This window comes from Nocardia pseudobrasiliensis NBRC 108224, assembly GCF_001613105.1.
Taxonomy (GTDB): domain Bacteria; phylum Actinomycetota; class Actinomycetes; order Mycobacteriales; family Mycobacteriaceae; genus Nocardia; species Nocardia pseudobrasiliensis.
The window spans coordinates 126,742-138,747 of sequence record NZ_BDBS01000024.1; the positions used below are offsets into that span (position 1 = coordinate 126,742).

Annotated in this window: 12 protein-coding genes and 1 tRNA gene; 5 read left to right on the forward strand and 8 right to left on the reverse strand. The window is 64.9% G+C overall.

Annotated features, from left to right (window positions below; genetic code table 11):
- Positions 1-55 precede the first annotated feature (55 nt).
- Together NP4_RS20585 and NP4_RS20590 are read right to left on the reverse strand one after the other, a co-directional pair.
- Positions 56-280 carry a hypothetical protein gene (locus NP4_RS20585; RefSeq protein ID WP_068000124.1) on the reverse strand — a complete coding sequence of 75 codons (225 nt, stop codon included), beginning with the start codon at positions 278-280 and terminating at the stop codon, positions 56-58.
- A gap of 18 nt (positions 281-298) precedes the next feature.
- Positions 299-598: a PIN domain-containing protein gene (locus tag NP4_RS20590; protein ID WP_062506361.1), complete on the reverse strand. Its 300-nt coding sequence runs from the start codon at positions 596-598 to the stop codon at positions 299-301.
- A 180-nt stretch (positions 599-778) separates the two neighbouring features.
- On the opposite strand from NP4_RS20590, the gene NP4_RS20595 reads away from it, so the two are divergent.
- Both NP4_RS20595 and NP4_RS20600 read left to right on the forward strand, forming a co-directional pair.
- Entirely contained in the window at positions 779-1,240 is a 462-nt protein-coding gene (locus NP4_RS20595; RefSeq protein ID WP_373863852.1) for a helix-turn-helix domain-containing protein, read from the forward strand.
- 266 nt (positions 1,241-1,506) lie between these two features.
- Positions 1,507-3,408, forward strand: a complete 1,902-nt coding sequence (locus NP4_RS20600; protein ID WP_082876050.1) for a beta-galactosidase — start codon at positions 1,507-1,509, stop codon at positions 3,406-3,408.
- 14 nt (positions 3,409-3,422) lie between these two features.
- Here the strand turns inward: NP4_RS20600 and NP4_RS20605 are convergent, their stop codons facing one another.
- On the reverse strand, positions 3,423-3,833 hold the full coding sequence (locus NP4_RS20605) for a hypothetical protein (RefSeq protein ID WP_068000127.1): 411 nt from the start codon (positions 3,831-3,833) through the stop codon (positions 3,423-3,425).
- 322 nt (positions 3,834-4,155) lie between these two features.
- Here NP4_RS20605 and NP4_RS20610 point away from each other — a divergent pair, with 322 nt between their 5' ends.
- Positions 4,156-4,701, forward strand: coding sequence for an EF-hand domain-containing protein (locus tag NP4_RS20610; protein WP_068000128.1), 546 nt, complete (start codon positions 4,156-4,158; stop codon positions 4,699-4,701).
- Here NP4_RS20610 and NP4_RS20615 read toward each other — a convergent pair.
- Complete coding sequence (locus tag NP4_RS20615; RefSeq protein WP_068000130.1) at positions 4,694-6,172, reverse strand: pyridoxal phosphate-dependent decarboxylase family protein; 1,479 nt, start codon at positions 6,170-6,172, stop codon at positions 4,694-4,696. The genes NP4_RS20610 and NP4_RS20615 overlap by 8 nt on opposite strands.
- A complete protein-coding gene (locus NP4_RS20620; RefSeq protein WP_082876051.1) occupies positions 6,166-7,515 on the reverse strand; it encodes an ATP-grasp domain-containing protein in 1,350 nt (449 codons plus the stop codon). The genes NP4_RS20615 and NP4_RS20620 overlap by 7 nt, the downstream gene beginning before the upstream one ends.
- Before the next feature lie 141 nt (positions 7,516-7,656).
- Between NP4_RS20620 and NP4_RS20625 the strand changes: the two genes are divergently transcribed.
- Both NP4_RS20625 and NP4_RS20630 read left to right on the forward strand, forming a co-directional pair.
- Positions 7,657-8,187, forward strand: coding sequence for a hypothetical protein (locus NP4_RS20625; protein ID WP_068000137.1), 531 nt, complete (start codon positions 7,657-7,659; stop codon positions 8,185-8,187).
- Between the two features lie 30 nt (positions 8,188-8,217).
- Positions 8,218-9,186 carry a 3-methyl-L-tyrosine peroxygenase-related protein gene (locus NP4_RS20630; RefSeq protein ID WP_147287959.1) on the forward strand — a complete coding sequence of 323 codons (969 nt, stop codon included), beginning with the start codon at positions 8,218-8,220 and terminating at the stop codon, positions 9,184-9,186.
- A 13-nt stretch (positions 9,187-9,199) separates the two neighbouring features.
- On the opposite strand, the gene NP4_RS20635 is transcribed toward NP4_RS20630, so the two are convergent.
- The 3 genes from NP4_RS20635 to NP4_RS20645 form a co-directional block, all read right to left on the reverse strand.
- Positions 9,200-10,681: an aminotransferase class V-fold PLP-dependent enzyme gene (locus tag NP4_RS20635; protein WP_307597445.1), complete on the reverse strand. Its 1,482-nt coding sequence runs from the start codon at positions 10,679-10,681 to the stop codon at positions 9,200-9,202.
- Positions 10,682-10,793: 112 nt separating this feature from the next.
- Positions 10,794-10,878, reverse strand: a tRNA-Ser gene (locus tag NP4_RS20640).
- A 54-nt stretch (positions 10,879-10,932) separates the two neighbouring features.
- Positions 10,933-11,904: a hypothetical protein gene (locus tag NP4_RS20645; RefSeq protein ID WP_068000143.1), complete on the reverse strand. Its 972-nt coding sequence runs from the start codon at positions 11,902-11,904 to the stop codon at positions 10,933-10,935.
- Between the last annotated feature and the right edge of the window lie 102 nt (positions 11,905-12,006).

The window sequence follows — 12,006 nt, forward strand, 5'->3', positions numbered from 1 at the left end:
GGTCGAGCACCACTTGCGTGCAGCATAGACCAACGCCGCCGTGGCGGTGGAGTTACTACCGGACGGGATCGCTTGTGCCGCAGATGTTTCTGCTGCTCGATGGGGATTCGAGTTGATCGAGCTCGCGCTCGATGACCTGTGCGAGCCGGTGGCAACCGGCGGCCTGCAATGCGGTGATCCTGGTGCGCACGGCGTCGCATCCGTAGGCGGCCACGACATCGCGCAGGCTGTAGCGGTGACCGGATCCGCGTCCGGTGGCTGGAATCGGCTGGGCGAGCATATTTCTTCCTGCGGGCGGCTAACTTTCGGCGGGGCTGTTGTCGGCCACCGTGATCACCGTGGCGCCGCGCAGCGGGGCGGGAATCTCGCCGCCGTCGAAATGCGCGAGACTCGGTACGATCACCGCGGCGACGCCCAGGGAGTTCACGATGGCGCGTAATCGGTGGGCCGGGTTGTCGGTATGCGCGCCGAAGGCGATGGTCTTGCGTAGATCGTAGCCCAATCGTTTTGCCAGACTGCGGATTTGGATTTCCTCCCAGTGCTGACGCGAGCCGGCTACATCGCGCCGCAGGTATCCGATAGCGCCGGTCCTCGCCATCTCGTCGACCCCTAGGTGTTGCCAGTGCGGGTGTACTGACCTCCCCTCGACGCCAGTACATGTCGATACGCCGAACACGTACCTCTGTATATGGCGAATACTTTCGCATCTACGTGGGTACATGTCAATCGCAATCGTGTGTACTATCAAGAACCGTAGGCCATTTGGGGACGGAGGATCGTGGACGACGGCAGAACATCGGCCGAGAACGCGCAGGTCCCAACCGAACTCGCGAACAAGATCAACCGATTGTTCGACGTGATGCGCAAACCTTCCGAGCCCCCGCTGTCGAACGCGGCTGCCGCCGAGGCGATTACGCGGGACACCGGCACCTCGATCAGTTCGGCGTATCTGTGGCAACTGCGTTCGGGGATGAAATCCAATCCGACGGTGGCGCATCTGCGGGCCATCGCCCAATTCTTCGGCGTCCCCGCGTCCTATCTCGTCGACGAGGGCCCCGACGAGGCGATCGAATCGCAGCTGAGCATGCTGCAGGCCATGAAGGATTCGGGGATCCGAAATCTCGCGCTGCGCGCGTCGGGCCTGGCGCCGCGAACGCTCGCGGGTATCGCCGCCATTGTGGACCGGGCGCGCGAGGTGGAGAATCTGCCGCCGATCGACGAATCCGAGCGCGAGGTCTGATCGGACGGTATGGGTCTCGCTGTCGTCCTGTTGTTCATCGCCACTGAGTACGGGCTGTACCGACAGTTCGGCTCGCCGAACGCCTGCGCGGTATGTGGCGTGAGGCATCCCAGTTGCGACGGAACGCGTTGCGGCTGTGACTGTTCGAGGTGCCTGGGGGCGCGCGGCGAGCGGCAGGGGGTCGGTTCCGTTCGGTAGGGCCGCGGACCGCTTCTCGAATACCCTTGGGAGACAATCGAATTCGATCTACCCAGCCTGGGGGAGATATGGATCGACGCCGTCTTCTCGTCGTCAGCGCCCTGAGTCCGCTCGCCGCCCTGGCCCTCAGCGGGCCCGCGCGAGCCGCGTCGGAGCATACGTTCGGATTCGCCTCCGATGGCAGCGCGTTCCTGCTGGACGGCAAGCCGTTCCAGATCCGCGCCGGTGAGATGCATCCGGCCCGAATTCCGGTGGAGTACTGGCGGCATCGGATCCGCATGGCCAAGGCCATGGGGATGAACACCATCGCGCTGTATGTCATGTGGAATTATGTCGAGGAGCGGCCCGGTGTCTTCGACTTCCGGACCGACCGACGCGATTTCGAGGCGTTCGTGCGGCTGTGCCAGGCCGAGGGCATGTGGGTGCTGCTGCGGCCCGGACCCTATGTATGCGGCGAATGGGATCTGGGCGGAATTCCGTCCTATCTGCTGAGCGATTCCGATATCGCGCTGCGCGTGAGCGGCGACGCCCGCTATCTGTCCGCGGTACGCCGCTACATCGATCAGCTCGTCCCGCGTGTGCGACCGCTGTTGATCGGCAACGGCGGTCCGATCCTGATGATCCAGATCGAGAACGAGTACGGCTCCTTCGGCAACGATTCCAGCTATCCGGCGCGGATCAGGCAGATGTGGCTCGACGGCGGTATCACCGGCCCGTTCTATACCGAGGACGGTCTGGATCAGGTGCGGGCCAATCATTCCAATGTGTCCGGCGGCGCGATCGCGTTGAGCGGGGGAGACGCGGCCTCGATCGCGCAGGCGCGCAGGGCGTTTCCGGATGTGCCCGCCATGGCGGGGGAGGTGTATCCCGGCTGGCTCACGCATTGGGGCGATCCCGGATTCCAGGGCGGCGGCTCGGATATCTCCGCGGATCTGAAGGCGTTCATGGACAAGGGGCTGTCGTTCAATATCTACGTGATCCACGGCGGCACCAGTTTCGGCTTCTTCGCCGGCGCCAACGCCGATGACCTGTCCGGTCACTATCAGCCCGACATCACCAGCTACGACTATTCGGCACCGATCACCGAACAGGGCGTCGCCACCGCGCGCTACCACAGCTATCGATCCCTGATCGCGGGCTACCTCCCCGCGCCGCTGCCCGAAATCCCCGCGCCCGTACCGACACTCGACAAGACGACCTGCGTCCCGAAACCATTCGCCTCGGTCTGGGACAACCTGCCCGCAGCCTTGCCCGCGGAGCGGACGGTTCGTCCGCAGCCGTTCGAAATGTACGGTCAGAACTTCGGTTTCGCCTTGTATCGCCTCACACTGCACGACTATTCCGGTGGGAAGTTGGATATCCAGTGGGTGCACGACTACGCCACGGTCTTCCTGAACGGTAAGTACTCCGGCGGATTCTCCCGAACGCGGATTCCCGATGCGGTGGCCCGGGCGCTGCACGTGACCAATGACAATGCGCCGCTCGGACTGCAGGATCCGGCCGCGGTGGGCGACGCGCCCGTACTCGACATCCTGGTCGAGGGTATGGGCCGCACGAACTTCGGACATGCGCTGGTCGATCGGAAGGGCATTCTGCGCACGGTCGCGCTGCGCGATGCCGGTCGCCTGAGCGGGGAACTCACCGGCTGGCAGATGTATCTGCTGCCGATGGACGAGGCCTATGTGGCCGCGCTGCGACCGAAACTGTCCGATCCGGCCAGGCCGGGTGTGTTCTTCGAGGCGACGGTCGCGCTCGACAAGCCCGCCGACACCTACCTCGACATGTCCCGGTGGACCAAGGGTTTCGTCTACGTCAACGGTCGTAATCTGGGCAGATATTGGCAGATCGGCCCGCAACAGCGCCTGTACTGCCCCGCGCCCTGGCTGCGAAAGGGACAGAACCGAATCGTGATCTTCGATCAGCATCTGACCCGGGCCCAGCCGATCACATTCGAACGCACCCTGGTGTGAACAATGCCGCCGCGCTAATCCCAGGAATAGAAATGCATGCGTCGAGTGCGAGTGGCGACGAGCGTGCCATCGGGGTCCCGGAGTTCGGCCGTGCCCACGTTCCGCTCGTCGTGGGTGGCGAAGAACGGCGCAGTGTCGGGGCGAACGTCGATCGGATGCTGATGCCATTTCGTAACGCCGTCGCAGATGACGTCCGAGGTGGTGGCCGAGCCGGTGGCGGCGGGGTGGCCCGGTCGGTACGCCGCGAGTCGGACCGTCAGTGTCCAATGTCTTTGTCCGCTGGGGCATTGCACGTCGACGTAGGCGTGGGCCGCCCCGGCGGATACATAGATGTCGTCGTGCGGCCAGACCGCACCGGTCGGATCGGCCGGTGACGCGGCCGCGGCGAGAAACCAGGCGACCAGTAGGGCAGGTGCAGAAACCATCGGTCGGCCCTTCGCGAGATCATCGACTCCACACGTTCGATTCACATTTCAGCACGGAAGTTGTTGAACGACTGGGGTTTCCGGTTCGTTTGCTGCACGGCGGTAGGGGTCCGACCCAAAGCAAATCGGATCGTCGATGCCGACCACGTCCTCCGAAGTGGCGACAAAACAGTTGTTTCCGAGCGATAATGGAGCTGTTCTTCAGTGGGACAAGAGGTTACGACCATTCGGTCCCAAAAGGCGTGGCGTGTCCGTTCGGGCTCTGCCACATTGCTGCTGCGAATCCACGAACCGAATCTCGGTCGGCGAGAAGGACAGACCCATGGCAGATCGCGTGAAGAATCAGAAGTTCAACACCCTCTTCGATTGGTTCGATCAGGGCCGCGACGGCTACCTCGACGCGGATGATTTCCAGCAGATGGCCACCCTGTTCACCAACCTACCCGGGGGCCACGCTCCCGAAAACGAGAAGGCGCTGCGCGGCGCGTTCGACAGGTGGTGGGACCTGCTCGTGGCCGACAGCGACAGCGACGGCGACGGTAGGCTCGACCGTCAGGAATTCATCGAGGTCATGGAGTCGAGCGTCACCGCCCCGGAGAATTTCGAGGACGCGGTACTGACGATCGCCGACGCCTTCATGCGCATCGTCGACACCAACGGCGACGGCTCCCTCAGCTTCGACGAGTACGTGCGCATGTACGAGGGCCTCGGCATCGACCCAGCCCATTCCACCGACGCCTTCCGCCGCCTCGACCGCAACGGCGACGGTTCGCTCAGCTACGACGAATTCCGCACCGCCATAGTCGAGTTCTACCTCAGCGACGACGAGAACGCACCGGGCAACTGGTTGCTGGGACCGCCTAGCTGACGTCTCGGTCCGCGTCTGCCGAACGGTCGGCGCGAGCGGCGAGGAATCGACCGCAGTTGACGATGTGACCGAGGGTGTCGTCGACGTGCTGGGCGCTGGTTCGCGGGTTGATCGTGCACATTCGCAGGACGATTCGCCCGCGGACCCGGGTGGTGGTGATCATGGCGAATCCGGCCTCCAGCACGGTGCGGGCCAGCTCGGTGTGGAAGGAGTCGAGGTCCGTGCTCGCCGCCATGGTCGGCGGGCGGTAGCGGAAGGTGACGATGCCCAGTCCCGGCTCGCTGGTCGGTTCGAGTTCGGGGTGGTTGTCGATGAATACGGCCGCGTGTTCGGCCAATGTCATTCCTTGGTCGATGGCGTCGCGGAAAGCGTTCGCGCCGAAGGTTTTCAGTGACAACCAGAGTTTCAGTGCGCGCAGGCCACGAGTCTGCTGCGGGCCGTAGTCGGACAGATTCGGTTCTCGGCCATCGGATTCGGCGGCAGTGAGGTAGCCGCTGTCGAGGAAGTGGCGGGCCATTGCGAAGGTTTCTTTCAGCTGCTCGGGCCGGCGAAGCAGGACGCAACCCAGTTCGTAGGGCTGGAAAAGCCATTTGTGTGGATCCAGGGTCAGCGAGTCGACGCGATTCAAGCCCGCCATCATGCGGCGGCCGCGGTCGGTGGCTGCGGCCGCGGCACCGAACGCACCGTCGGCGTGGAGCCACACCTGTTCTCGCTCGCAGACGTCGGCGAGTTCCTCGATCGGGTCCACCGCGCCCGTGCTGGTGGTGCCGATGGTCGCGACGACGAGGAATGGACGCCAGCCATCGCTACGGTCGGAACGGATTCGCTCAGCCACTCGTGCCGGGTTCAGCCGGAGCCGATCGTCGGGTGGCAGGACGACGAGTTGATCACGTCTCAGGCCGATGATGTGGAGTGCCCGTGCGATCGAGGGGTGTGCCTGCGTCGAGCAGTAGGCGCGTGCTGCGGTGAGGTCGCCGCCGAGCCGACTGTCGCGCGCCGCGGTCAGTGCCGTGAGGTTGGCTATCGAGCCGCCGGAGACGAACAGTCCGCCGAAATGCGCATCGAGGTCGAGGAGTTCCCGCAGCCACCGGAGCGTGACCAGCTCCAATTGGGTAGGTCCGGAGCCGACCAGCCATGCTCCCGGCACCGACAGAAACGCTGTCGCCAGCGCGTCCGCGAGCACCGCCGGATAGTTGCCGGAGGTCGGCACGAATGCGAAGCATCGCGGATGGTCGGAGTGCATCCCGGACGGCAGTGCGTCGACCGCCAGCCGCTCCAACAGATCCACCAGGTCTCGGCCGTGGTCGGGCAGCGGCTCGTCCCAATTGTTTTCGAGGTCATCGCGGGACCGGCGGACGAGCACCGGTCCGAACTCCCCTTCGTTCATGCGCTCGATGATCAGCTCGATCGCACGGTCACCCGCCGCACGCATCTGGTCCGGCGGCAGTGTCAGCCGCGGCAGTGTCAGCACGACGGCCCATCGACGCAGGCGGACACGGCCGCCACCCAGTCCGACGCGCTCGCGGTGAGTTCCGGGTGGGTCCGCATGGTGGCGACGGTCTCCGCGAATTGGATCAGGACGAGCTCGTCTCCCTCGTTCACCTGCGCTCCGGGTTGTGCGTGCGCCCACAGCAGCGCGTGATCCACTGGAAGATTTACCAGGCAATGGTTCTCGCCGGATATCGGGGTGCCGTGTTCCAGCCGGTAGGCGCCGGAGTCGGGCAGGGTGCCCAGCCGCCGGTTCCGGTCGGCGTGCACGACCAGTTGGCCGAGGGTGGGTACCGGCGGGGTGACGGTCCGGACCGGCAGCTCCGGCAGCAGGCAGGCGAGCACATGCAGGCCGAGACTCGGCAACAGGCCCGCGCGCTGCTCGGCGGCCTGCACCAACGACACGACCGTCTGGAATCGGGGATTGATCTCGATAGCCAGCGGCCGGTCGCGTTGCAATACCAGGTCCAGGCCGAAGATTCCGCGGTATCCGCGGCGGCGCAGCTGATCTCCCACTCGCGACGCGACCGTCCGGATGGCCTCGTAGGCGCCCGCAGGAAGGTCGGTGGGTGCGATGAGCTGATTGCCGCAGTGGGCGCCCCAGGCGGTGGTCAGACCCGGCATGCCGACGAGTTGATGCGACACCGCCGAGACGATCGTGGCGTTCGCGGCGACGCACGCCGTGACGGTGACCGAGGGGCCGTCCACATATCGGCTCACTCGCAATTGCCTTCCGGCCCAGTCGTCGAGGCAGTTCTGCAATTCATCATGATCGCGTGCGAAACGAGTGCCTCTGCCGATCAGATTGTTCTCGCGGCGTTGGACCACGACTGCCTCGCAGGCACCGGGCCAGTACTGTCTCGCGGCGGCACGGCCGTTGTGTGGCACCCGCACGCATTCCGGTGTTTCGACGTCGGCTTGCGCGAACACGTCCAGTGCGTCGAGCTTGTCCGCCGCGAGTGCCGATACGGCCGGGTCGGGCCTCAGCAACGGCAAACCCCGGCCCGCGGCCCACTCTCCGGCCGTCGGGCCGTGTTCGGGGGCGAACGCCACGCACACCGCACGCGCGGTCGAGGTTCCGGTACGACCGCGGTCGGCATTCGAAAGCGGGGAAAAGGCATGTAGTTCGGGTCCGCGGCCATCGCCGAGAGATGGGCGAGCCGATGCGGCCAGGAAGGGTGAGCGATCCAACCAGTGAATCTCGTCGACCACTGCTTCCAGCATGGCAAGGCCCGCGTCCAGATCTATGCCGTCGATCCTCGCGAGTCTTTGTGAGGTAAGGCCGGACTCGGTCATTCTGTGCCCGGCCACCCCGCTGATCGTCATGGCCCGTCATGCTATCCGAGACGTTTCCCCGACCAGGAATTCAGCCGGATTCGGGCATTTCGCGGAGACTGAATTATCTGTTGATACGACACAGGCTTCGAACAACGATTACCGCGACGCGCCGTTGATATTCTCTCGGATATGGTGAACTCGCGCTTCACTCTCGCCCTGACTGTTTCGGTATTCGCCGCGCTTACCGGAATACCTCTTGCGGGGCCAGCCGACGCCGCGGCCCCACTACTCACGTGCGATGAAACCGGCAAGGTTCGGTGGGATGCGCCGGGAATTGGCGACTCTCCCGCGAAGATCCATTGGACCGATGAGATCACGTTCACCAACTGCACCGGTACGGCCGTGGACAAGGGCCTTCCCATCCCGAAAAGCGAGACCGACGATGGCACCGAGACCGCCAGTTGTGGCCAGGAGACGACCGACAACACCAGCACGGGAACAATCACATGGTCCTTCGGTGAAGACAGCAAGGTGAGCAGCGGAGGGCACGCCAAGCACAACAAGCACAAGAAGTCCCGCCCCGGCGTCTTCCCGACGCGTATAGACACCGGAAACTACAAGGGCAAGTCCGCCACCGACTCCAACACGGTGACATCGGAACAACCGTGCCCCGGCGTGACCTCCGCGACCCTCGTAGGGACCTTCACGATCACCTCTTGAGCTGTATTCGCCTCGCGACCCGGAGTTGTTGTGACCCTGCCCATCCTCCCTCTCCTGTCTCCTCGGAGACTTCCGGGCATGAAGGGACGACGGCTGGCAATTTCCCCGAATCCGCTCGTCTCCGATATGGCGATGCGGCTTCGCCGAGCGTTGGACGACGAGTATGCGCCGTTACCCGATCTCGGGCGCCTTCCGCCGCTGATGATGGTGCGCGACAAAGCTCCTGCCGCACAGCGGGAAAACGCGCAAGCCCGTTATGACGCCTATTTCGGAGTCCGCAGAACTCGGGATCGCAACGCCCTGGCCCACGGCATCCTCATCGGCTCCCACGGCATCCTCGACAATCTACGATCTACTCGATCGAATCTCTCGTCGACGCAATGGCGTGCCCTGACGTCCGGCATACACAGCACGCTGAGCCTTCTGTTCCCCGCCGAGGGATACGCCCCTTGCCGATACTCTCCGCTACCGCATTCTCGCTCCGCTCCCGATCCCGACCGACGCTGGCGGCTGGGGCACCGTGCGTTCTTCGTACTCACCCAGTGCGTCATCATCGGGCTACGCGGCTTTCTGGACGCCGCGGAACGCGCCGCGTGGCATGACGCGGTCACCGCGCTGGACTACGGCACCACCATGCTGGCCAGTTCCGAAGCGTGCCTGCGGTTTACCGCGGACTTCCCTCCCCACGACTATCGCCGGACAGTCCGTCCCGCTATGCCGACGGAGTTCACCGGTCTGGCGTCCGCGGACCACGCCTGCCTTGTCGCACTGCTTCGAGCGGTGGGACCGCTGTTGCACGCCATGCCCGCGGAATTCGTCGCACACGGCGAGGCGCTGAGCGCCACGCTGCACTCCGTCTACCTTGCCCACCAAGGCATCTGCGCTCGGTTCGACGGCGATCACAACCCGAGTCTGCGGATGGCTCAGCACAGTGCCCTGCCCGCGACGACGGCGCTGGTTCGCCTTGCTCGTTCTCGCTGTCGTCTGCTCGAACCGTGAGCGGGGGTCCGGCCTATTCCGTCCGAAGCCGCGTGGCTTCGCGACAGATCAGTCTCCACGCGTCTGCCACGTGCCGGTCTCGGGTGGAAATCGCGCCTATGGCCATTCGTAACGTGAACGCGTCCCGAACTTTGGTGTGGGAAAGGTAAATTCGTCCGGTCGCATTGATCGCTTCGAGGAGTTGCCGATTCACCTCGTCTGGACCCCGCAACCGGAAACATACCAGCGACAACGGATGTGGTGCCATCAACTCGAATCGGCAGTCACCGGAGACCCATTCGGCGAACTGTTGTGCGAGCGCGACGTGATGTCGGATGTGGGCGCGCAGACCAGTCGCGCCGTACCAGCGGATGACCGACCAGAGCTTGAGGGCGCGGAACCGGCGCCCCAGTGGCACCCCCCAGTCCCGATAATCCACCACCGCCCGTGACTCGCTGGCCCGGTTGCGCAGATACTCGGGCAGCACGGACAGGGCGCCGACCAGTGCGTCACGATCAGCGACGTAGCAGGCGTCACAATCGAATGTGGTGAGCAGCCATTTGTGCGGATTGGTGGCATAGGAATCCGCGAAGTCGTTGACGCCGTCATGAACCCAGCGCAGTTCGGGACATATGGCGGCCACCCCGGCGTGTGCCGCGTCGACATGCAGCCAGGCGTCGAATTCCTCACAGACGGGCCCTATTCGGTGCACGGGATCGATGGCGCCGGTCGAGGTCGTACCTATGGTCGCCATCACCATTGCGGGAATACATCCCGCGGCGACATCGCGCTTCATCGCCGCGCGAAGTGCGTCGGGGTCCATCGAGAGGTCCGCGCGGGTGTCGATCGGTCGCAGCGCCGCGGCGCCGAGTCCGGCAATGCGGGCCGCTTTCTCGCAGGCCGAATGTCCCTCTACGGATGTGTAGACGGTGAACCGGCCGCTCGCCACACCCTCGCGTGTCACTTGCCCGCTCGAAGCCCTGTGCAGCGCGGCGAGCAGGGCCACCAGAATCGCGCTCGAGGCGGTGTCCTGGATGACGCCACCCCCATCGCCGGTGGAAAGAAACCGGTCGGACAACCCCAGCAGGCCACCCAGCCAATCGAGGACGTGCTGCTCCAGTTCCGTACACGCCGGACCGGTCTGCCACATCATCCCCTGGACATTCAATCCGGCCGTGAGCAATTCGGCCAGCACCGCGGGCCCCGAGGCATTGCTCGGGTAGTAGGCGAAAAATCCTGGATGCTGCCAGTGCGTCAGACCGGGCACCACGATCCGATCCATGTCCTCCAGTACGGCATGGAAATCTTCCCCGAGCTCGGGCGCCCGATCCGGCAACTGTTCGCGCACCTGCCCCGGCCGTACCTGAGACAGGACCGGCAGAGACTCCACTCGATCCCAGTAGTCGGCAACCCAATCGACCACTGCGCGACCGTATTTCCGAAACTCATCCGCGGTCATATGCCCAGGCGAAGGATCGACGGCCTCCGAAGTCGGCGACCACTGAGCTTCTCGCATTCACCCGCCCCTTCCTCGGAACTCCACAACGCCGCTGCGACGCACGGGTGTACAGCTACGAAAAACGCCCCTGACCAGCCAAGAAAGGTCTGATCAGGGGCGTTTGCCACAGCGGAGGATAGGGGATTTGAACCCCTGAGGGCGTTAACCCAACCCGCGTTCCAGGCGAGCGCCATAGGCCACTAGGCGAATCCTCCGTCGAGCAATATACCGGGTGGAGGCGGGGGAGTCTAAACCGGGCTGTTCAGGGGCTATTTGTGCAGGCCGGCGAGGACTTTTTTGAGCTGGTCCTTGCAGATGGCGCCCACGTCGTCCTTGCTCGTGGGGGTGGCGGTCTCGATGGAGAACTTGACCTTGGCGGACATGTTGGAGTCCAGGGTCGCGCAGGTGTAGTCCAGGGAGACGAAGCTGCCGTAGGTCTGCTCGTAGGTCGCGTAGTAGGCCTGTTCGCCGATGCCCGCGATGCTGCCCGAGGCGCGGCCGCTGCCGGTGGTTTTGGTGTCGTAATCCTTCCAGCTGTTGAATTCCGGTGTGCCGTACTGGGATTGGAAGCTGACCTCGAGCTTCAGATCCGAGCCCTGGCTGCCGTATTTGCCCGCGCCGTCGTAGGTGGCGCGGCAGTCCAGTGAGCCGCCGCCGTAGGAACTGTCGGGTGCGCGCTCGGTGTGGGTGGGCTGGCCCTTCTGATTGGGGGCCCACTTGCGTAGGACGGTCGGGTCGACCAGTGCGCACGCGTTGGTGACGGTCGCCATGGAGTAGTTGCCGTCGATCTTCTTCTTGTCGGGGCCCACGACGCTGCCCCCGCCGCCGCTCTTGTGGGTCAGCGCGACCACACCGGCGACCGCGCCGATGATCACGATCAGGCCGATCACGCCGCCGATGATCCATCCGGCGCTGCCGCCCTTGCGCGGCGGCGGTGGCGGCGGGAACTGCTGGGGATAACCGGGCTGCTGGCCGTAGGGCGCGCCGGTGTAGGGCTGGGCCGGATAGCCGGGCTGCGGGTAGGGCGGCGGCTGGGCCACACCGCGATAGGCGTCGAAGCCCGCACCCAGCACGGTCGGATCCGCGCCGGTGACCGGCCCGTGCTGGCCGCCGCCCAGGACGGTCGGCTCCGTGCCGGTGATCGGCGTGCCCGGGCTGGTGCTCGCGGGCGGGGTCGACCACCACTGCACGGTTTCGTTGCCCTGTCCGTCCTGCGGATGGCCGGGGTTGGTACCTGTCACTCTCACATCCTCCGTTGTGGCGCGGAAGCCCCCTCGAAATGTCGGACAGATCGTAACGATTCGAATCGCGCACGTCGCGGGGCAACTTGTGGGGGCCCACCG

Excerpts from the sequence above, each read along its gene's own strand:
- NP4_RS20585 (WP_068000124.1), bottom strand. The coding sequence starts at position 280 with ATGCTCGCCCAGCCGATTCCAGCCACCGGACGCGGATCCGGTCACCGC.
- NP4_RS20590 (WP_062506361.1), bottom strand. The coding sequence starts at position 598 with ATGGCGAGGACCGGCGCTATCGGATACCTGCGGCGCGATGTAGCCGGC.
- NP4_RS20600 (WP_082876050.1), top strand. The coding sequence starts at position 1,507 with ATGGATCGACGCCGTCTTCTCGTCGTCAGCGCCCTGAGTCCGCTCGCC.
- NP4_RS20605 (WP_068000127.1), bottom strand. The coding sequence starts at position 3,833 with ATGGTTTCTGCACCTGCCCTACTGGTCGCCTGGTTTCTCGCCGCGGCC.
- NP4_RS20610 (WP_068000128.1), top strand. The coding sequence starts at position 4,156 with ATGGCAGATCGCGTGAAGAATCAGAAGTTCAACACCCTCTTCGATTGG.
- NP4_RS20620 (WP_082876051.1), bottom strand. The coding sequence starts at position 7,515 with ATGACGATCAGCGGGGTGGCCGGGCACAGAATGACCGAGTCCGGCCTT.
- NP4_RS20625 (WP_068000137.1), top strand. The coding sequence starts at position 7,657 with ATGGTGAACTCGCGCTTCACTCTCGCCCTGACTGTTTCGGTATTCGCC.
- NP4_RS20635 (WP_307597445.1), bottom strand. The coding sequence starts at position 10,681 with ATGCGAGAAGCTCAGTGGTCGCCGACTTCGGAGGCCGTCGATCCTTCG.